The sequence below is a fragment of the Bradyrhizobium sp. 956_D2_N1_4 genome (assembly GCF_052076025.1).
GTDB lineage: Bacteria > Pseudomonadota > Alphaproteobacteria > Rhizobiales > Xanthobacteraceae > Bradyrhizobium > Bradyrhizobium barranii.
Window position 1 is genome coordinate 8000211 of record NZ_CP197237.1, and the last position, 20191, is coordinate 8020401.

Annotated in this window: 16 protein-coding genes; 12 read left to right on the forward strand and 4 right to left on the reverse strand. The window is 65.1% G+C overall.

Translation table 11 applies throughout. The annotated features are described in order from the left end of the window. Positions 1–57: 57 nt before the first annotated feature. A complete protein-coding gene (locus tag AB7535_RS37760; RefSeq protein ID WP_354113298.1) occupies positions 58–771 on the forward strand; it encodes a GrlR family regulatory protein in 714 nt (237 codons plus the stop codon). 439 nt (positions 772–1210) lie between these two features. Beyond that, the gene (locus tag AB7535_RS37765) at positions 1211–2887 is read left to right on the forward strand and encodes a methyl-accepting chemotaxis protein (protein ID WP_354113299.1); all 1677 of its coding nucleotides are present in this window, start codon (positions 1211–1213) and stop codon (positions 2885–2887) included. Positions 2888–3010: 123 nt separating this feature from the next. Here the strand turns inward: AB7535_RS37765 and mutS are convergent, their stop codons facing one another. After that, positions 3011–5749 (reverse strand): DNA mismatch repair protein MutS, encoded by a 2739-nt coding sequence (gene mutS, locus AB7535_RS37770; protein ID WP_354113300.1) that lies wholly within the window; start codon positions 5747–5749, stop codon positions 3011–3013. Positions 5750–5965: 216 nt separating this feature from the next. Here mutS and pcaF point away from each other — a divergent pair, with 216 nt between their 5' ends. From pcaF to AB7535_RS37800, 6 genes are all read left to right on the forward strand, one after another. Next, positions 5966–7174 (forward strand): 3-oxoadipyl-CoA thiolase, encoded by a 1209-nt coding sequence (gene pcaF, locus AB7535_RS37775; RefSeq protein ID WP_071909016.1) that lies wholly within the window; start codon positions 5966–5968, stop codon positions 7172–7174. A gap of 154 nt (positions 7175–7328) precedes the next feature. Then, complete coding sequence (locus AB7535_RS37780; protein WP_354113301.1) at positions 7329–8222, forward strand: dioxygenase family protein; 894 nt, start codon at positions 7329–7331, stop codon at positions 8220–8222. 119 nt (positions 8223–8341) lie between these two features. Beyond that, complete coding sequence (pcaH, locus tag AB7535_RS37785) at positions 8342–9043, forward strand: protocatechuate 3,4-dioxygenase subunit beta (RefSeq protein ID WP_028149381.1); 702 nt, start codon at positions 8342–8344, stop codon at positions 9041–9043. Next, entirely contained in the window at positions 9044–9634 is a 591-nt protein-coding gene (gene pcaG / locus AB7535_RS37790) for a protocatechuate 3,4-dioxygenase subunit alpha (protein WP_071909018.1), read from the forward strand. It abuts the gene before it with no gap. Positions 9635–9898: 264 nt separating this feature from the next. Further along, positions 9899–11590, forward strand: coding sequence for a methyl-accepting chemotaxis protein (locus AB7535_RS37795; RefSeq protein WP_354113302.1), 1692 nt, complete (start codon positions 9899–9901; stop codon positions 11588–11590). A gap of 48 nt (positions 11591–11638) precedes the next feature. Next, a complete protein-coding gene (locus AB7535_RS37800) occupies positions 11639–12727 on the forward strand; it encodes a phosphotransferase (protein WP_354113303.1) in 1089 nt (362 codons plus the stop codon). Positions 12728–12859: 132 nt separating this feature from the next. Here the strand turns inward: AB7535_RS37800 and AB7535_RS37805 are convergent, their stop codons facing one another. Genes AB7535_RS37805 through AB7535_RS37815 form a run of 3 tightly spaced genes read right to left on the reverse strand, consistent with a single transcriptional unit; the run spans position 12860 to position 16059 of the window. Further along, complete coding sequence (locus tag AB7535_RS37805; RefSeq protein WP_354113304.1) at positions 12860–14416, reverse strand: MDR family MFS transporter; 1557 nt, start codon at positions 14414–14416, stop codon at positions 12860–12862. Between the two features lie 4 nt (positions 14417–14420). Then, positions 14421–15584, reverse strand: coding sequence for an HlyD family secretion protein (locus AB7535_RS37810; RefSeq protein WP_354113305.1), 1164 nt, complete (start codon positions 15582–15584; stop codon positions 14421–14423). Then, a complete protein-coding gene (locus AB7535_RS37815) occupies positions 15577–16059 on the reverse strand; it encodes a MarR family winged helix-turn-helix transcriptional regulator (protein WP_014491125.1) in 483 nt (160 codons plus the stop codon). Before AB7535_RS37815 ends, AB7535_RS37810 begins: the two co-directional genes overlap by 8 nt. Before the next feature lie 155 nt (positions 16060–16214). Between AB7535_RS37815 and AB7535_RS37820 the strand changes: the two genes are divergently transcribed. The 4 genes from AB7535_RS37820 (at position 16215) to AB7535_RS37835 (ending at position 20065) form a co-directional block, all read left to right on the forward strand. Beyond that, positions 16215–16709, forward strand: coding sequence for a Fur family transcriptional regulator (locus AB7535_RS37820; protein ID WP_038943833.1), 495 nt, complete (start codon positions 16215–16217; stop codon positions 16707–16709). A 34-nt stretch (positions 16710–16743) separates the two neighbouring features. Further along, positions 16744–17697 (forward strand): DMT family transporter, encoded by a 954-nt coding sequence (locus AB7535_RS37825; RefSeq protein WP_354113306.1) that lies wholly within the window; start codon positions 16744–16746, stop codon positions 17695–17697. Between the two features lie 12 nt (positions 17698–17709). Next, the gene (gene ispG, locus AB7535_RS37830; protein WP_354113307.1) at positions 17710–18993 is read left to right on the forward strand and encodes a flavodoxin-dependent (E)-4-hydroxy-3-methylbut-2-enyl-diphosphate synthase; all 1284 of its coding nucleotides are present in this window, start codon (positions 17710–17712) and stop codon (positions 18991–18993) included. A gap of 175 nt (positions 18994–19168) precedes the next feature. Then, positions 19169–20065 carry a TauD/TfdA dioxygenase family protein gene (locus AB7535_RS37835; RefSeq protein WP_439037546.1) on the forward strand — a complete coding sequence of 299 codons (897 nt, stop codon included), beginning with the start codon at positions 19169–19171 and terminating at the stop codon, positions 20063–20065. The last annotated feature ends 126 nt before the right edge of the window (positions 20066–20191 follow it).

Here is a 20191-nt window from a genome sequence, read left to right on the forward strand (position 1 = left end):
AGTTACCCGGGCTGGCAGACCCGCTAAACTGGCAACAGAGCAAGATCGGGGCGTGCGGTGGAGGGATTGTACAAGGTCGAATACGATATCAACGACGGCTCCGGCCGCAGCGTGCTGTACGCCCATGCCGGGAAAATGCTTGGCGGCAATACGGCCTTCGCCCACTTCGGCACCTACGAGATTGTGGACGGCGAAATCGTCGCCAGGCTCCGGACGAAGCGCCACAGCCGGTCGCCGCAGCACAGGTCGCTGGTCAGTTCCGACGCCGTCACAATCAGCATTCGCGGTCGACCGCAGGGCAAGCTCTACCGCTTCGAGGGAGAAGTGGTCGAGGACGCCTCGGTGTTTCGCGCCGTGATGACGCCGCTCGGCGACGATGACGTTCCCCCACCCGGTGCGGTCGGCGAAGGCGGCATCGTCAGCGGACTCTATTCGATCGACATCCGGATGCTGGATGGAATTACCGGTGGCCATACCGGCGTGATGTTGCTGCGCGACGGCCGGATCCTCGGCGGCGATGCCTTCTTCTATTATCTCGGCGCCTATTCTTCGGCGAACGGTCGCTGGAAAGGTGAATTCGTTAATCAGGAACACACGCTGGCAAAGAGCGAGCATCCCTTGTTCGGTGGCTATGAGGTGGGCATCGGCTTCTCCGGCCACTGCGATGACAAGGGCGCCGACATGGAAGCGATCGCGCTCGCCGGCAAGCGCAGCATCCGCCTCGCCGCCACCTTGAAGCTGATCGAGCCGTTTGCCAGGGCGGGCCGCTGACGGCCGCCGGAAGGCGTTGCGTTAATGGGGCAGCATCCTGGACGGTAGTCGCGCGGAAAAGCGCGCGCGGGGCCGCAATCCGTTCATGTCGCGACGTCGCTAAGTATCGATTTGATCGTTGCTAATTCGCGTTTCGGCCGTTTCTTCCGCCGGCCATTTTCGGTTCCATCACTCCGTATTTCTTCGGAGATGGGCTGCCCGATTCCGATAGGTGCATTAATCTAAATTTGGTGCATTCCCCGTAAAGCTACTCGTCGGTTGTCGTTTCCGCGTTTGGGCGGACATGGGCATCAAGGCGGGTCCTCTGTACGCGTGAACGGACCCACATAGTTCACAGCTAGTCATATTCCAACGCTCGGTCTGTCCGAGGGCGTCCGCTCGCCTGTCTTTGAGGCGCGTTGCGCTGCGGCACCATGCGATCCATTCCGGAGATGTTTTGATGTTTGGTCGTAATTCCCATGGAAATGCCCAGGCACAGCTCGACGCCATCGGCCGTTCGCAGGCGACGATCGAATTTGCACTGGATGGCACCATCCTCACCGCGAACGAGAATTTCCTGAAGGCCCTGGGCTATGGGCTGGAGGAGATCAAGGGAAAGCATCACTCCATGTTCGTGCCCGCCGATCAGCGAGGCGGCGCGGCGTACAAGGCGTTCTGGTCCGCGTTGAAGAGCGGCGAGTTCCAGGCCGCGGAGTTCAAGCGGATTGCAAAGGGCGGTCGCGAGATCTGGATCGAGGCGTCGTATAATCCCGTGCTTGACGGCGACGGCAAGCCAGTCAAGGTCGTGAAGATCGCGACCGATATCACCGCGAAGAAGATCAATGCCATGACGGAAGCCTCCAAGGTGTCCGCCATCGGCCGCGCCCAGGCCGTCATCGAGTTCAAGCTCGACGGCACTATCGTGACTGCGAACCAGAATTTCTGCCAGGCGCTCGGCTATTCGCTGGCCGAGATCGAGGGCAAGCATCACAGCCTGTTCGTAGCCCCCGCTGAGCGCGACAGCGCGGCCTATCGCGAATTCTGGGCCAGGCTCAACCGCGGTGAATACCAGGCGGGCGAATACAAACGTATCGGCAAGGGCGGCCGCGAGGTCTGGATCCTCGCCTCTTATAACCCGCTGCTCGACGAGAACGGCAAGCCGTTCGGCGTTGCCAAATTTGCGACCGACGTCACCGCGGAGAAGCTAAAGAACGCCGACCTCGCTGGTCAGATCTCGGCGATCGACAAGGCGCAGGCCGTGATCGAATTCAACATGGACGGCACGATCATCACCGCCAATGCCAATTTTCTCGGCACGCTCGGCTATTCGCTGGCCGAGATCAAGGGCAAGCATCACAGCATGTTCGTCGAGCCGTCGGAGCGCGACGGCGCTGCCTATCGCGAGTTCTGGGCAACGCTCAATCGCGGCCAGTACCAGGCGGCTGAATACAAGCGCATCGGCAAGGGCGGCAAGGAGGTCTACATCCAGGCCTCCTACAACCCGATCCTCGATCTCAACGGCAAGCCGTTCAAGGTCGTGAAATACGCCACTGACACCACGCGGCAGGTGCTGGTCCGCATGGGCAATGAGCGCGTCCGCGGCATGATGGAATCGGTCGCCGCAGGCTCGGAGGAGCTGAACGCGTCGGTGCGCGAGATCTCCGAAGCGATGACCAAGTCCCGCGAGACCGCGATGAGCGCGGTGGAGCAGGTTGCCTCTGCCGACGCGCAGGCGCAGCGGCTGACCGAGGCGGCGAAGGCGATGAGCGGCATCATCGAGATGATCAACAGCATTACCAGTCAGATCAACCTGCTCGCGCTCAACGCCACGATCGAATCGGCGCGCGCCGGCGAGGCTGGCCGCGGCTTCGCGGTGGTCGCTTCCGAGGTGAAGAGCCTCGCCAATCAGGCGAGACAGGCGACCGACAAGATCGGCCAGGAGATCGGCAGCCTCAACGGCATCTCCGGCGACGTCGTCAGCGCGCTCGGCTCGATCAAGCAGGCCATCAACAACGTCAGCGAATACGTCACCTCGACAGCCGCCGCCGTCGAGGAGCAGAGCACGGTCACGAACGAGATGTCGACCAGCATGCAGCGCGCCGCCGCGGAAGCTGCTGCGATGGCGGCAAGGGCGTAAGCCAAGCGCGCAGAAGTCGTAGGGTGGGCAAAGGCGCGCTCTTCGCGCGCCGTGCCCACCATCTTTCCGCGAATTGGTCGTTGAATGGTGGTCACGCTGCGCTTTGCCCACCCTACGGCACCGTCACTGCTTCGGCAGCTTGGCCTTCAACGCATAGAGCGCATCCAGCGCCTCGCGCGGGGACATCTCGTCCGGGTGGAGGGCCTTCACGGCGTCCATCAATAGCTCGGCCTCGCTCGGCGGCGCGGCTTCCGCGGCGGCGCGTGAGGGCACGGCGAACAGCGGCAGGTCGTCGGCGAGGGCCCGCGCGGTCTGGCCGCGATCCTGCGCCTCGAGCTTCGCCAACACGGATTTGGCGCGCGTGATCACGGCCGGCGGCAGGCCTGCGAGCTTGGCGACCTGGATGCCGTAGGAGCGGTCGGCCGAGCCCGGCAGCACCTCGTGCAGGAACACGACATTGCCCTGCCATTCCTTCACCCGCACCGTCGCGTTGAACATGCGCGGCAGTTTTGCCGAGAGCGCCGTCAGTTCGTGATAATGCGTCGCGAACAGCGTGCGGCAGCGGTTGCTCTCGTGCAGATGCTCGATCGCGGCCCAGGCGATGGAGAGGCCGTCGAACGTCGCGGTGCCGCGGCCGATCTCGTCGAGGATCACGAGCGCGCGCTCGCCGGCCTGGTTCAGGATCGCTGCGGTCTCGACCATCTCCACCATGAAGGTGGAGCGGCCGCGCGCGAGATCGTCGGCGGCGCCGACGCGCGAGAACAGGCGGTCGATGATGCCGATCCGCGCGCGCGTCGCCGGCACGAAGCTTCCGATCTGCGCCAGGAGCGCGATCAGCGCGTTCTGGCGCAGGAAGGTCGATTTACCGGCCATGTTGGGACCGGTGAGCAGCCAGAGCTGGCCGGATTTTTGCGCCGGTGTTGGCGAGAGATCGCAGGCATTGGCAATGAACGGCTCGCCATTGCGCTTGAGCGCCTGTTCCACGACGGGATGGCGGCCCGCCTCGATCGCGAAGCCGAGGGAGTCATCCACGTCCGGCCGCACATAATTGTCGTCGACCGCGAGCTTGGCCAGCGAGGTCGCGACGTCGAGCAGCGCAAAGGCATGGGCGGCGGCGCGGAGATCGTCGCTGATATCAAGCGCCTTCGCGGACAGCCGCTCGAAGATCTCGAGCTCGAGGCCGAGCGCGCGGTCGCCGGCATTGGCGATCTTGGCCTCGATCTCGCCGAGCTCCGAGGTGGTGAAGCGCACCTGGCCCGCCAGCGTCTGGCGATGGATGAAGGTCGCGTTCAGCGGCGCCGACATCAGCTTGTCGCCGTGCTGCGCGGTGACCTCGACGAAATAGCCGAGCACGTTGTTGTGCCGGATCTTGAGGCCCTTCACGCCGGTATGGTCGGCGTAGCGCGCCTGCATCGAGGCGACCACGAGGCGCGAGGCGTCACGCAGATTGCGCGCTTCGTCGAGGGCGGGCTCGTAGCCCTGGCGAACAAAGCCGCCGTCGCGCTTGATCAGCGGCAGCTGCTCGTCGAGGGCGCGGGCAAACTCGGATGCGAGCTCGCGCGACGGACGCTGCAAGGCCGCCATCACCACGGCGATCTCCTGCGGCGGCTGGTCGAGCTCGCCGAGGCGCGTCAGCACCTGGTCGGCGGCGATGATGCCGTCGCGCAGGCCGGCGAGGTCGCGCGGTCCGCCGCGGCCGACCGAGAGGCGGGCCAGCGCCCGCGACATGTCGGGCGCGCCGCGCAGGATGCTGCGGATGTCTTCGCGCGCAGCGGAGTCCGCAACGAAGGCGCTCACGGCATCGAGCCGCCGCGCGATCGCCGGCGCGTCCGTCAGCGGCGCCGCCAGCCGCTGCGCCAGCAGGCGCGAGCCGGCCGAGGTCACCGTGCAGTCGATCGCGTCGAGCAGCGAGCCGCGGCGTTCGCCCGCGAGCGTTCGCGTCAATTCGAGATTGGCGCGGGTGGCCGGATCGATCGCCATGGTCGCGCCCGAGGCCTCGCGCGCGGGCGGCGACAGCGGCGGATGCTTGCCGACCTGGGTCCGGTCGACATAGGTGACGGCGGCGGCTGCAGCGGTCGCTTCGAGCCGCGTGAGTTGCGCCAGCCCGTCCATGGTCGCGACAGCGAAATAATCGCACAGGCGTTTTTCCGCGGTGGCGCCATCGAATACGTCGCGGGTCAGCGGCGTCACCGCCGGCAGCTCGCGCAAGGTCTGTCCAAGCTCGCTGTCATTGTAGAGCGCGTCGGTGACGATCGCCTCGTTCGGATTGATGCGCGCCAGCGTTGCGGCGAGCTCGCCGCTAGAGCATTCCATCACCGTGAATTCGGCGGTCGAGATGTCGATCCAGGCAAGCCCAAAACGGTCGCCGCCACCGGAGGCGCGGGCGCGCGCGATCGCCAGCAGATAATTGTTGGCGCGCGCATCTAACAGCGTGTCCTCGGTCAGCGTGCCCGGCGTGACCAGCCGCACCACACCACGGCGCACCACGCTCTTGTTGCCGCGTGCTTTGGCGGCGGCGGGATCCTCGGTCTGCTCGCAAACCGCGACCCGGTGGCCGGCGTTGATCAGGCGATGCAGATAATCCTCGGAACGCTCGACCGGCACGCCGCACATCGGGATGTCGGCGCCCTGATGCTTGCCGCGCTTGGTCAGCACGATGCCGAGCGTCTTCGAGGCGATCTCGGCGTCCTCGAAGAACAGCTCGTAGAAGTCGCCCATCCGGTAGAACAGCAGCAGGCCCTGATGCGCCGCCTTGATCTCAAGGTACTGTTCCATCATCGGCGTGACGCGCGCGATGGCTTCCGCCGGCGGCGTGGGCGCTTCGTCAGGGGGCGGCACAGGTATCGGCTGTTGCATTGTCATGGGCGGCGCAACCTACAAAATTTCGCCTCCTGCTCCTACCGGTTTGGCCGGCGAGGGGAGGTTTTCCACGTTGTCCGCACCACGGCATGCATTGGCAGCGTGCGCCCCCCTCGGAACAAGCAAGAAACCGTCAATTGACCTGCCGCGGGCGCCCTCCTAAAACTCCGCGGACATTGAAGAATTTGGGCCGGACCGCGGCATTCAGGGAGAACAACGATGCGTGACGTCTTTATCTGCGATGCCGTGCGGACCCCGATCGGCCGTTTCGGCGGCTCGCTCGCCAAGGTGCGCGCCGACGACCTCGCGGCGGCCCCGATCAAGGCGCTGATGGCCAAGCATCCCAATCTCGACTGGGCACAGGTCGACGAAGTCTTCTTCGGCTGCGCCAACCAGGCCGGCGAGGACAACCGCAACGTCGCGCGCATGGCCCTGCTGCTTGCGGGCCTGCCGGATTCGGTTCCCGGCCAGACCCTGAACCGGCTCTGTGCCTCCGGCCTGGACGCGGTCGGTGCGGCCGGCCGCGCCATCCGCTCCGGCGAGATCGAGCTTGCGATCGCCGGTGGCGTCGAATCCATGACCCGCGCGCCGTTCGTGATGGGCAAGGCGCAGGAGGCCTTCTCCCGCTCCGCCGAGATTTTTGACACCACCATCGGCTGGCGTTTCATCAATCCGCTGTTGAAGGCGCAGTATGGCGTCGACGCCATGCCGGAGACCGGCGAGAACGTCGCCGAGGAATTCCAGGTCTCGCGCGCCGACCAGGACGCCTTCGCCATCCGTTCGCAGCAGCGCGCGGGCGCAGCGATCGCGGCGGGTTATTTTGCCGAGGAGATCACGCCGATCACCATCCCCGGCGGCAAGGCGGGCCCGATCACGATCGACAAGGACGAGCATCCGCGTCCGGAGACGACGCTGGAGGGCCTGGCAAAACTGAAGCCGATCGTGCGCAATCCCGGCACCGTGACCGCCGGCAACGCCTCCGGGGTCAATGACGGCGCCGCCGCGATGATCCTGGCCTCTGAAGCCGCTGTGAAGAAGCATGGCCTCACCCCGCGCGCCCGCATCCTCGGCCTCGCCTCGGCCGGCGTGCCGCCGCGCATCATGGGCATCGGCCCGGTGCCGGCGACCCGCAAGCTGATGGAACGCCTCGGCAAGAAGATCAGCGATTTCGACCTGATCGAGCTCAACGAGGCCTTCGCCTCGCAGGGCATCGCCTGCATGCGCCAGCTCGGCGTTGCCGACGACGCCGATTTCGTCAATCCGCATGGCGGCGCCATCGCGCTCGGCCATCCCCTCGGCATGAGCGGCGCCCGTCTTGCGCTCACCGCCGTCCACGGCATGGAAAAGCGCGGCGGCAAGCTCGCGCTGGCCACGATGTGCGTCGGCGTTGGCCAGGGCGTTGCCGTTGCGATCGAGAAGCTGAACTGACGGGCCACCAAGTGGCCCGTCATCCCGGAGACGGGTGCCACAGACTCGTCATGCCCGGGCTTGTCCCGGGCATCCACGTTCTTGGTGCCGCGAGAAGAAAGTCGTGGATGGCCGGGACAAGCCCGGCCATGACGCAAGGTGAGGGGACCGTCCCGTGATCATCGAGCGCGAGCAGGACGTCACGGCCGCTGCACTGGCGGTGATGGAGCGGACGTCCGATCCGCGGCTGCGCCAGATCATGGTCTCCCTGGTCAAGCATCTGCACGCCTTCGTCCGCGATGTCCGCCTGACCGAGAAGGAATTCCGGGACGCGACCGCGATCGTGGCCGAGCTCGGCAAGCTCACGACCGACACGCACAACGAAGTCGTGCTGATGGCGGGCTCGCTCGGCGTCTCGCCGCTGGTGTGCCTGCTCAACAACGGCGATCAGGGCAATACCGAAACCGATCAGTCGCTGCTCGGCCCGTTCTGGCGGCTGAACTCGCCGCGGGTCGAGAATGGCGGCTCGATCGTCCGCTCGGAGACGCCCGGCGCGCCGCTGTTCGTCAGCGCCCGCGTCATCGACAGGGACGGCCGTCCCGTCACGGGTGCGGAGATCGATGTCTGGCACGCCTCGCCGGTCGGTCTCTACGAGAACCAGGACCCTGATCAGGCCGACATGAACCTGCGCGGCAAGTTCACGACCGACCAGGACGGACGCTTCGCCTTCCGCTCGGTGATGATGGTGGGCTATCCCATCCCGACCAATGGCGTGGTCGGGCGCCTCCTCGAGGCGCAGAGCCGGCATCCCTATCGGCCCGCGCATCTGCACGCGCTGATCTTCAAGCCCGGATTCAAGGTGCTGATCTCGCAGGTCTACGACCCCGCCGACCCGCATATCGACAGCGACGTGCAGTTCGGGGTGACGCAGGCACTGATCGGCAAGTTCCAGCGCCACGACACGCCGCATCCGACCGCACGAGACGTCCCGACCCCCTGGTATTCGCTCGACCACACCTACCGGCTGGAGGCCGGTGAGGCCGTACTGCCGCGTCCGCCGATCAAATAGGGCGGTCCTGCCGGGCGCAGGACACCTGCCAAACCCGCTTCCCTAGATTAGTTATGTTCTATAATGATCGGGGGAAGCGTTGACCGGCCGGAGCAAAATGGCCGGGGAGGAGTTCGCCAATGACATTCATCTATCCCGTCGACAGCAACAAGGCGCATCCCCTGCCGCTGTCGCCCGAATACAAGAGCTCGATCAAGCGCGCGCCGAACAAGCCCTTGATCCCGATGCGCCACACGCTGTCGGAATTGACCGGCCCGGTCTACGGCCACGAGACCGTGCGCGAGGGCGATGCCGATCTCACCACCCAGCATACCGGCGAGCCGATCGGCGAGCGCATCATCGTGCATGGCCATGTGCGCGACGAGGATGGCCGCGGCGTGCCGAACTCGCTGGTCGAGATCTGGCAGGCCAATTCCTGCGGCCGTTACGTCCACGTCCGCGACCAGCATCCGGCGCCGCTCGATCCGAACTTCACCGGCGCGGGCCGCACCGTGAGCGATGCCGACGGCTACTACCGCTTCGTCACCATCAAGCCTGGCGCCTATCCCTGGGGCAATCACCACAACGCCTGGCGTCCCGCGCATATCCATCTGTCGGTGTTCGGCCATTCCTTCGTCACGCGGCTCGTGACGCAGATGTATTTCCCGAACGACCCGCTGTTTCCGTTCGACCCGATCTTCAACTCGGTGCCGGACGAGAAGGCGCGGGCGCGGATGGTGTCGTCATTCGACCTCGAGAACACCCAGCCCGAATGGGCGCTGTGCTACCGCTTTGACATCGTGCTGCGCGGCAAGAACGCCACGCCAATGGAGAACACTTAAGTGCAGGACAACGGTATTACCCCATCGCAGACCGTCGGTCCGTTCTTCAAATACGGCCTGACGCCGACCGGCGAATACGCCTGGAACGACGCGTTCACCAACTCGACGCTGACGCCCGACGTCACCGGGGATCGCGTCCGCATCGAAGGCCGCGTGTTCGACGGCGACGGCGTCGTGGTGCCCGACGTCATGCTGGAGATCTGGCAGGCGGATGCGCAGGGCCGCTTCGCCGACCCCCAGGACAAGCGCGCGCTGCCCAATGCCAGCTTCCGCGGCTTTGCCCGCTGCGGCACCGACAAGGACGGCAATTATTCCTTCGACACCGTCAAGCCGGGCGCGGTGCCCGATCCCGACGGCAAGCCACAGGCGCCGCACATCGTGCTTGCGGTGTTCGGCCGCGGCATGCTGCGGCATCTCTACACCCGTATCTATTTCAGCGACGAGGCCGGCAATGCCGCCGATCCCGTGCTGGGACTGGTGCCGGCCGATCGCCGCGCGACGCTGATCGCGACGCGCGAGGCGGGGAAGGCGGTCTATCGGCTCGACCTGCGGCTTCAGGGCGACGACGAGACGGTCTTCTTCGACATGTGAGGCAGCAACGCGTGACGGCGATATCGGCAGCCGCCACGCGTTTCTCATCCAGCGCAACTGAGCTGGTCGCTGCGTTGAATCGGGGCTGAGACGTTTCTGTTCGTGCCCCGAGTCGGTCTCGCTGACTCAAAAACGACCGACTGACGTCCTCTTTTCGTAATTTTCCGGTGCCCGCGGGATACAATTTCCGCGCGAAGCAATCCCGTGTTTACCGCAGTTGTTTAGGGTCCGTTCGGATTTCGACCTGCGCCATTGGATTGTTTCATGAAAATTCGTCTCTCGCTTTCTTCTGCAGTCATTGCATTCGGGATCGTGCTCGCCATCGGCTTTACTGCCGTCGTCTCGACCAGCCTTTACGCCCTGCGCGAGCTCAAGGTCGGCGGTCCGCTTTACTCCGACATCAAGCTCGGCAACGACCTCATCGCGGACATCCTGCCGCCGCCCGAATATGTGATCGAAGCCTATCTCGAGGCCACGCTCGCCATGCGCGAGCCGGACCAGCTGTCGGCCCATGGCGAACGCCTGGTCCAGCTCCGCAAGGATTACGATGAGCGCAAGGCATTCTGGACCACCTCCAGCCTCTCCACCGATCTGAAGACGGCGCTGGTGTCGAAATCCGACGCCGAGGTGCAGAAATTCTGGAAGCTTTTGTCCGACCAGCTCCTGCCGGCCCTCAAAGCCAAGGACGTGGCCGGCGCCGAACGCGCCTATGCGCAGCTCAAGGACGCCTACACCGCGCACCGCGCCGTCATCGACAGCATCGTCGAGAGCTCCAACAAGCAGAATGCCGACATGGAGAAGCTGGCGGCCGAGCGCGACAGCTCGATCCTCTACTTTCTCCTCGGCGTCTCCGCAGCCGTCCTGGCCCTCATTGCTGCAGGCCTGCTCGGCGTCGCGCTTGGCGTGGTGCGCCCGATCGTGCGCATGACGGACACGATGCAGAAGCTCGCGACCGGCGAACTCGCTGTCGACATCCCCTTCGCGCACCGCCAGGACGAGGTCGGCTCGATGGCGGGTGCGCTCCAGGTGTTCAAGCAGGGGGCGATCGAGAATTCGCGCCTGCGCGAGGAGCAGTTGCGGAAGGACCAGGAGGCCGCGACTGCCAAGCGCGGCGCCCTGCACCAGATGGCCGAGACCGTCGAGCGCGAGACCGGCCGCTCGGTCGATTCCGCGAGCGTGGCAAGCCAGGGCGTCGAACGGGCCGCCTCCAGCCTGTCCGAGATCGCCCGGTCGCTGTCCGCGGGGTCGCAGGCGGTGGCCTCGGCCTCCACCCAGGCGCTGGGCAGCTCGCAGACCGTCTCGGCCGCCGCCGAACAACTGAGCGCCTCGATCCGGGACATCGCAACGCAGGTGGCGCGGACCAGCACGGTCACGAAATCGGCGGTCGCGGGCCGCGAGCAGGCGCGTTCGACCATCCAGGCGCTGGCGGGCGCGGTGAAGAAGATTGCGGAGGTCTCCGACCTCATTGGCGGCATCGCCGGCCAGACCAACCTCCTGGCGCTCAATGCCACGATCGAGGCCGCGCGGGCCGGCGAGGCCGGCCGCGGCTTTGCGGTGGTTGCGGCCGAAGTGAAATCGCTGTCCGACCAGACCGCCAAATCCACCGAAGAGATCGGGCGCCTGATCGCCGAGGTTCAGGCCTCGACCCAGGCCGCAGTCGATGCCGTCGAGACGATGGGAGGCCACATCGTCGAGATCGACGGCGTGGCGACATCGGTCGCGGCGGCGATGGAAGAACAGGACTCCGCAACGCGGGAGATCGCGCGATCGATTTCCGAATCGGCATCCGCTGCGAAGGAGGTCTCGGCCAAGATCGCCAATGTCAGCCGCGACGCCGCCTCGGTGGACGAGCGCGCCACGGAGGTGAGGCAGGCGATCGCGGGCATGGCGGCCAACCTGGAATCGCTGCGGTCGGTCGTCGTCCGGACCGTGCGCGACTCGACCGCAGCGGCTTGAGCCGGGCGCGAGGTCTGCGGCTGGTGCGTGGGGTCGTGATCGTGCAGTATGGCGCGGGACAGGGGCATCGTGGTCATGACACCTCCACAACTGCCGGCGGTCGTTGAGCCCGCCCAACTGACGGCTGCGCTGCGCAGGGGTGGCGTGCTGGACGCTGGCGCGGTGCGCGAGGTGAAGGTGCTGCATCAGCGTGACACCGTCGTGTCACACATCGTCCGCCTCGGCCTGCGCTATGTCGGGGAATCCGCCGGTGCGCCGCAATCGCTGATCCTGAAGACCGCCAATTCCGCGTTCGCACAGACGCTCGCCAATGCCGGCCGGCACGAGGTGGCCTACTACACGCAGCCCGCGCCGAAGATGCCGCTGGGACTCGTGCCGCGCTGCTTCGACGCGCATTTCGACGAGGAGAGCCTCGCCTGGCACCTGCTGCTCGAGGATCTCACCGACAGCCACGAGGTCGCAACGCAATGGCCGCTGCCGCCGTCACGCGAGCAGGCGATCGCGATCGTCACGACGCTGGCGCGCTGGCATGCGGCCTGGTGGGACCATCCCGATCTCGGCGAGACCGTCGGCCGCTGGGCGAGTACCGAAGACAGCACGCAGCACATGGAGGCGTTCGCGGGTCATTACGACCGCTTTGCCGATTTGCTCGGTGACCGTCTCAGCGAGGAGCGACGCCTCATCTACCGTCGCCTCATCGATCAGTCGGCCCGGCTATCCGAGCGCTATCATTCGCGCCGTCATCTCAGCATCACCCATGGTGATGCCCATAGCTGGAATTTCCTGCTGCCCCGCACCGGTGTCGCCGATACCGCGCGCATCTTCGACTTCGACCTGTGGGGCATCGACGTCCCGACCAACGATCTCGCCTACATGATGGCGATGCAATGGTACCCGGAGCGACGGCAGGCGCTCGAACGCTCGCTGCTCAATTTCTATCATGACACGCTGATCGAAAGCGGCATCACGGGCTACACGCGAGGTGCGCTCGATCGCGACTACCGTTGGTCCGTGCTCTGGCACATCACCAAGCCGGTCTGGCAGTGGAGCATCAACATCCCGCCGGTGATCTGGTGGAACAATCTGGAGCGGGTGATGATGGCGGTGGACGATTTGGGCTGCGAGGAGTTGTTGTAGAAGCTCGTGCCACCTGTTCGCTGTCGTTGCCCGGCTTGACCGGGCGACCCAGTATTCCAGAGACGGTTGTGGGATTCAGAGAAGCCGCGGCTTACTGAATGCCCCGGTCAAGCCGGGGCATGACACCTGTGGCTACTCCATCACCGCATGTTCCGGCCCGGCCGCCTGCTTGCGCAGCGTGGCCTTGGTCGAGCCGATCAGCAAGGCGAGCGGGATGGTGCAGAGGATGAAGATCATCACCAGCATATAGTCGTGCGCAAAGGCGATGATCTGGGCCTGCACGCTGACCATTCTGTCGGCCATGGCGCGGCCGGCGTCGGTGGAGAGATTGATCATACCGCTGACGCTGGGCATCTGGAGTGCGTGGTTGAACGGGTTGATGTATTCGGACAGGATCGCGTAGGTCCGTCGCGTTCCCTGCGTCAGCTCGGCGATGACGACGGAGATGCCGACCGAGCTCGCGACGTTGCGCATCAGGGTCAGCATCGCGGTGCCGTCGGTACGCAGCTCGTTCGACAAGGTCAGGAACGCCACCGTCGAGAGCGGCACGAAGACGAGGCCGAAGCCGAAGCCCTGGATGACGCTGACGGTGACGATCTCCGGCACCTGGGTCAGGTCGGTCCACCCGGTCATCTGGAACAGCGAGCCCGCGGTCAGCGTCAGGCCGGTGATGATCAGTGTGCGTGCCTCGAAATAACGCATCATGCGGCCAACCAGCATCATGGCAAAGAAGGTGCCGAAGCCGCGGCTCGCCAGCAGCAGGCCGGCGGTAATGATGGGATAGCCGATCACGTTCTGCATGTAGGGCGAGGCCAGCGCCATGGTCGAGAACAGCACGAGCCCCATCACGACCATGAACATACAGCCGGTGACGAAATTGCGATCCTTGAAAAGCGCGAAGCGGATGAACGGCGTCGACGTCGTGAAGGAGTGCGCGAGAAAGAAATAGAAGGCGACGGCTGAGACGATAAACTCCGCGATGATCTCGCCGGATTCGAGCCAGCCCAATTGCTCGCCGCGGTCGAGCGCGAGTTGAAGCGAGCCGATCGCGAGCGCCAGCGCGGCGAAGCCGAACCAGTCGAATTTGAGGCTGATATCCTTCCGGGTCTCGTCCATGAAGACGATCAGGCCGAGCACGGTGATGGCGCCGAACGGCAAATTGACGAAGAACACCCAGTGCCAGGAATAGGTCTCGGTCAGCCAGGCCCCGAGGGAGGGTCCCATGATCGGGCCCATCATCACGCCCATACCCCAGATCGACATCGCCTTGGCGCGTTCCTGGAGCGTGTAATAGTCGAGCATGACCGATTGCGACAGCGGCACCAGGGCCGCGCCGAACACGCCTTGCAGCAGGCGGAACAGCACCATCTGGTTGATGTCCTGCGCCAGCCCGCACAGCACGGATGCGAAGGTGAAGCCGGCGGCGCAGATGATGAAGATGCGCTTGCGGCCGAAGCGGTTGGCGATCCAGCCGACCGGCGCCGTCATGATCGCGGCGGCGACGATGTAGGAGGTCAAGACCCAGTTGATCTGGTCCTGCGAGGCCGACAGTGAGCCCTGCATGTAGGGCAAGGCGACGTTGGCGATGGTGGTGTCCAGCGCCTGCATGATGGTCGCGGTCATGGCGCAGATCGTCACCATGTTCCGGCGTAGGCCGGGGACCATCAGGCTGGCATTGGGGCCGGACATCGGATCAGTCCTTGTCCTGGTTCGCCGTCGCCGACAATCCGAACAGGCCGGCGAGCGAGCGCTTGTGGCCGGTGTCGATGGTGGCGTAGACGCTCATGCCGGCCTTCAGCTTTCGCACGTATTTGTCGGTCTCGTCGAAATAGATCCTGACAGGCACGCGCTGCACCACCTTGACGAAATTGCCGGTGGCGTTCTGCGGCGGCAGGATCGCGAATTGCGCGCCGGTGCCGGGCGAGAGCGAACCGATCTTGCCCTTGAAGACGTGGTTCGGAAACGCGTCGACCTCGAGGGTAACAGGCTGTCCCTCGGTGACGTGGGTGAGGTCGCTCTCCTTCGGATTGGCGTCGACCCAGGGGTGAGCGACGTCGATGATGGAGAACACTGGCGTGCCGGCGGTGACGTAGCGGCCGAGCTGAATCTGCTCGACCTGCGTCGCAACGCCGCCCATCGATGCCCGCACCACGGCGTGGTCGAGATTGCGCTCGGCATTGTCAAGCTTGGACTTGGCCTGCGCGTAAGGGGGGAATTTCTCCAGCGGCAGGTCGGTGTCGCCGAGCAGCTGCGTCTTGGCCGTCGAGATCTGCTGCTTGACGTATTGCGCGATCGAACCGGACGTGACCAGCGCGTTCGCGGAGTTGTCGAGGTCGAGTTGCGAGCCGTAGCTGTTCTTCACCAGCGCCTGCTTGCGCTCGACGTCGCGCTGCTTCAGGTCGACGCCCTGTTGCGCGAGGTTGAGCATGTCGCCGTAGATCTTGATGTTGGCGCGGAGATTGTCATAGGTCGACTGCGCCTGCATCAGCTGCGCCCTGGCCTCGTCCACCGCGAGGCGGAACGGCACGGGATCGATCTCGAACAGCTCGTCGCCTTGCTTGACGATCTGGCCTTCCCTCACGACGACCTTCTGGATCTTGCCGGAGATGTCGGGCGTCACCAGGACCTTCTGCGCGCCGACATAGGCATCGTCAGTGCCGACATAGCGGCCGCCGTTCAGATAGAAGGTGAGGCCGCCGACGGCGACGACGAGCGGCAGCACGACCAGCAGCAGGAAGCGGCGATAGCGGCGCAGGCCCGCCACCAGGCGGCGGCGCGGATCGGTGCCGGCTTTCTTGGTGGGCTTGCCGCTGTCGCTCTTCTGCTCGGGCTGGAACTTGAGGACCTGATCAGCCATAGCGCTGCTCCTTACGCGCTTGTTCCGCGCCGGATGTCTGGATCGCGTTACGCACGTTTTCCTTGATGGATTCGAGTTGGGTGAGGAGACGGTGGGCGTCCGCCGGGCTGATGCCGTCGAGTGCGTTCGCGGTGAGTTCCGATTTCAGGCCGCTCATCTTGCCGAGCAGCGCACGGCCGGCCTTCTTGAGATAGAGGCGCTTGACGCGGCGGTCCGAGGCGTCGCTGCGGCGCTCGATCCAGTCGCTGTCGCAGAGCTTGTCGATCAGGCGCGTCAGCGTGATCGGCTGCATCTCCAGCAACTCGGCGAGTTCCGACTGCTTCATGCCCTCGCTGCGCTCGACCTTGGCAAGGACCGCCCATTGCGCGCGGGTGATGCCGAAGCGCGATGCTTCCTTGTCGGCATAGACCCGCAAGAGGCGGTAGAGTTCACCGAGCGTGAACAGGAAGTTCTGGTCGACGGACCCGCGGGTCATAACGTTATCTCCAATGAGCTTGACTATAATAAGCAAGCTTATGATTATTTCGTGGCGGATTAGCGGGACGCTGTCCCGCAGCAAGAGCATGGCTGACAGGCGCATTCCCCGTCGCGCTTTGGGTTCCACGGCCGAAATGCTAGAAGGCAGGCCACATGACCCTCGCAAAGCCGGCATTTCCAACGCCTGACCACGATCACGGCCGCTGCACCGCGGACGCGCTGGCGCACGCCGAGACGGTTTGCGAGGCTCGCGCGCAGAAATTCACGCCGATCCGCCGCCAGGTGCTGGGAGCGCTGCTCTCCAGCCACCGGCCGCTCGGCGCCTATGAGATCATCGACGAATTGGCAAAGTCGATGCCGCGGCCGGCGCCGATCACGGTCTACCGGGCGCTCGATTTCCTGATGGCCAACGGCCTCGTGCACCGCATCGAAAGCCGCAACGCCTATCTCGCCTGCGCCGCCCACGACCATGACGCGACCTCGGCGGTAGCGTTCCTGATCTGCGAGCGCTGCGGCCTGGTCGGCGAGATCCCGTCGGCGTCCTTCGCCAAGGACCTCAATGCCGCCGCGCGCAGCTCAGGCTTCGCACCAAAATTGTCCGTGGTGGAGATTACGGGCGTCTGCGCCCATTGTCAGAAAGCTGCATAAAGCAACAACGGCGCAAGCCGGTATTCGGGAAGAAATGTCCGCACCACAAGCCATACCGTCCGCCGGTCGCCCCCTCAGTGCCGGCGCCATCGCCCTGATGCTCATGCTGTGCCTGACCTGGGGTTTCAATCAGATCGCAGTGAAGCTGGTGCTGCCGGAGGTGCCGCCGATGCTCCAGGCGATGATCCGCTCGATGGGTGCGTTGCCCGTGCTGTTCATTATCGGCAGCTTGCGCGGCGTCAAATTCTTCGAGCGCGACGGCACCTGGAAGGCCGGCCTGATCGCCGGGCTGATGTTCGGCGTCGAGTTCGTGCTGATTTTCCAGGGCCTGCGCCTGACCTCGGCCTCGCGCGCGGTGGTGTTCCTCTACACGGCGCCATTCTTCGTCGCGCTCGGGTCCTACCAGGTGCTCGGCGAGCGGCTCGGCGGCACCCAATGGCTGGGGCTGGCTGTGAGCTTTGCCGGAGTTGCGCTCGCGATCGGCGTGCCGCAGCCCAATGTGGATTCGCACATCCTGCTCGGCGATCTCCTGATCGTGGCCGGCGCGGGGCTTTGGGCGGCGACCACACTGGTCGCCAAGGGCACCCGGCTGCGCTTCGCGGCGCCGGAAAAGGCACTCGGCTATCAGGTCGCGACCTCGATCCCGATCCTGGGCACCGCCGCCTGGCTGTTTGGCGAGACCATCACCCGGACCCCGTCGCCGCTGTCGCTCGGCCTGATGGCCTTCCAGGCGATCTGGGTGGTTGGAACCACGTTCACGCTTTGGTTTGCGCTGGTGAAGACCTATTCGGCCAGCAAATTGTCGGCTTTTACCTTCATCACCCCTTTGTTTGGCGTGGTGGGTAGCTATTTCATCATGCACGACACCTTGAGCCTGACATTCGGGGCCGCTGCGATCCTTGTAATTGCTGGGCTTTTCCTGGTTAACCGTCCCAGCTCAACGGCTGCGGCGCCGCGCGATGCATTGCTCAACGTCACCAAAACCTGATATTTGGACCCCATGAACAAGCTCGAAAACCCCATTGATTCCGACATCGCGGGCCCGGCGCCCCGGCACCGGACCACCCAGGTCAAGGTCGGCGACGTCGCCGTCGGCGGCGGTGCGCCGATCGTCGTGCAGTCGATGACCAACACCGACACCGCCGACATCGACGGCACCATCGCCCAGGTCGCAGCGCTCGCGCGCGCCGGCTCCGAAATGGTCCGCATCACCGTGGACCGCGAGGAGGCTGCCGCCGCCGTTCCGCACATCCGCGATGGCCTCGCCAAGCGCGGCATCACCACGCCGCTGATCGGCGACTTCCATTATATCGGCCACAAGCTGCTCGCGGCCTATCCGGCCTGCGCCGAGGCGCTCGCGAAATATCGCATCAATCCCGGCAATGTCGGCTTCAAGGACAAGCGCGACACCCAGTTCGCCGACATCATCGAGATCGCGAACAAGAACAGCAAGCCGGTCCGCATCGGCGCCAATTGGGGCTCGCTCGACCAGGAGCTGCTGACCAAGCTGATGGACGAGAACGCCGCGTCCGACAATCCGCGCGACGTGCGCGCGGTGACGCGCGAGGCCATGGTGCAGTCGGCGCTGCTCTCGGCCGCGCGCGCCGAAGAGCTCGGCATGCCCAAGGATCGCATCATCCTGTCCGCAAAGGTGTCGGCGGTGCAGGATCTGATCGCGGTCTATCAGGATCTCGCGGCGCGTTCCGATTACGCCATCCATCTCGGTCTCACCGAGGCCGGCATGGGCACCAAGGGCATCGTGGCCTCGTCGGCCGCGCTCGGCATCCTGCTTCAGCAGGGCATCGGCGACACCATCCGCATCTCGCTGACGCCGGAGCCCGGCGGCGACCGCACCCGCGAAGTGCAGGTCGGCCAGGAATTGCTGCAGACCATGGGCTTCCGCACCTTCGTGCCGCTGGTTGCGGCGTGCCCCGGCTGCGGCCGCACCACATCGACCACGTTCCAGGAGCTGGCGAGCTCGATCCAGGCGTTCATCCGCGACGAGATGCCGGGCTGGAAGACGAAATATCCGGGCGTCGAAGAGCTCAACGTCGCGGTGATGGGCTGCATCGTCAACGGCCCCGGCGAATCCAAGCACGCCAATATCGGCATCTCGCTGCCCGGCACCGGCGAAGCGCCGGCCGCGCCCGTGTTCGTCGACGGCAAGAAATTCCGCACGCTGCGCGGCCCGACCATCTCCGCCGACTTCAAGGCGCTGGTGATCGACTACATCGACCAGCGCTACGGCCAGGGCGCCAAGGTGCCGGTGACCGCGGCGGAGTAAGCGCCCACTCAACATTGAAATTGTAGGGCGGGTTAGCGCAAGCGTAACCCGCCTTATTTTTTGCGCGACCGTGAAATCCGGGGCGCTGCCCACCGCGGAACGACCGTTCCCGGATTGCGCTTCGCTCCGTCCGGGCTACGATGTCCCCAATCAACAATGATTGGGAGCAACACCCATGAGCTCGCTATCCGGCAAGCAAGGTCCGCGCTACCGCCACACGGCTGAAGACGGCGCGGCTTACGAGACCATCGCGGTCGAAAAGCTCACCCCCATCATCGGCGCGGAAATATCCGGCGTCGACCTCGGCAGTCTCGTCGATGGCGATGCCCGCTCCAACCGACAGATGGACGAGATCCACCGCGCGCTTGCCGAAAACCTCGTCATCTTCTTCCGCGATCAAGACATCACGCCAAAACAGCATCTCGCGTTCGGCCGCAAGTTCGGCGAGCTGCATTTCCATCCTGCCGCGCCGCATGAGGACGAAGATCCGGCGCTGATGAAGATCTACGCCGACAAGAACTCGCCGCGGGCGAACGGCGAGGGCTGGCACTCGGACGTGTCCTGCGATCTCGAGCCGCCGATGGGCTCGATCCTCTACATCAAGCAGTGCCCGCCGCGCGGCGGCGACACGCTGTTCGCCAACATGTACGCGGCCTATGAGGCGCTGTCGGATCGGATGAAGGCCTATCTCGACGGGCTGACTGCGCTGCATGACGGCGAGCCGATCTATCGCGGGCTTTACGCCAATTACGGCGTCGCCGATCGTCCGTCCTATCCGAGCGCCGAGCATCCGGTGGTGCGCACGCATCCGGTGACGGGCAGGAAGGCGCTCTACGTCAACCGCGGCTTCACCCGCCACATCAACGGTATCCCGCACGACGAGAGCGATGCGATGCTCGCCTATCTCTACCAGCACGCCGAGAACCCGCTGTTCCAGTGCCGCTTCCGCTGGACCGAGAACGCCATCGCGTTCTGGGACAACCGCTGCACCCAGCACCGCGCAATGTGGGACTACTGGCCGCATACGCGTTCAGGGACGCGCGTGACGGTGAAGGGGGAAAGGCCGATCTAAGTCGCCGCCGTCGCCAATCGCTCAGTGACCTGAATCACGGACTTGGTATCGCCCCCGTCGAATGATGTGGGCTCGCGGTGCTGCTTGCAGGGGCTACAACCAGCGATATACTCGCAAAGGGCGATT

Excerpts from the sequence above, each read along its gene's own strand:
- AB7535_RS37765 (WP_354113299.1), top strand. The coding sequence starts at position 1,211 with ATGTTTGGTCGTAATTCCCATGGAAATGCCCAGGCACAGCTCGACGCC.
- mutS (WP_354113300.1), bottom strand. The coding sequence starts at position 5,749 with ATGACAATGCAACAGCCGATACCTGTGCCGCCCCCTGACGAAGCGCCC.
- pcaF (WP_071909016.1), top strand. The coding sequence starts at position 5,966 with ATGCGTGACGTCTTTATCTGCGATGCCGTGCGGACCCCGATCGGCCGT.
- pcaH (WP_028149381.1), top strand. The coding sequence starts at position 8,342 with ATGACATTCATCTATCCCGTCGACAGCAACAAGGCGCATCCCCTGCCG.
- AB7535_RS37795 (WP_354113302.1), top strand. The coding sequence starts at position 9,899 with ATGAAAATTCGTCTCTCGCTTTCTTCTGCAGTCATTGCATTCGGGATC.
- AB7535_RS37800 (WP_354113303.1), top strand. The coding sequence starts at position 11,639 with ATGGCGCGGGACAGGGGCATCGTGGTCATGACACCTCCACAACTGCCG.
- AB7535_RS37805 (WP_354113304.1), bottom strand. The coding sequence starts at position 14,416 with ATGTCCGGCCCCAATGCCAGCCTGATGGTCCCCGGCCTACGCCGGAAC.
- AB7535_RS37810 (WP_354113305.1), bottom strand. The coding sequence starts at position 15,584 with ATGGCTGATCAGGTCCTCAAGTTCCAGCCCGAGCAGAAGAGCGACAGC.
- AB7535_RS37815 (WP_014491125.1), bottom strand. The coding sequence starts at position 16,059 with ATGACCCGCGGGTCCGTCGACCAGAACTTCCTGTTCACGCTCGGTGAA.
- AB7535_RS37820 (WP_038943833.1), top strand. The coding sequence starts at position 16,215 with ATGACCCTCGCAAAGCCGGCATTTCCAACGCCTGACCACGATCACGGC.
- AB7535_RS37825 (WP_354113306.1), top strand. The coding sequence starts at position 16,744 with ATGTCCGCACCACAAGCCATACCGTCCGCCGGTCGCCCCCTCAGTGCC.
- ispG (WP_354113307.1), top strand. The coding sequence starts at position 17,710 with ATGAACAAGCTCGAAAACCCCATTGATTCCGACATCGCGGGCCCGGCG.
- AB7535_RS37835 (WP_439037546.1), top strand. The coding sequence starts at position 19,169 with ATGAGCTCGCTATCCGGCAAGCAAGGTCCGCGCTACCGCCACACGGCT.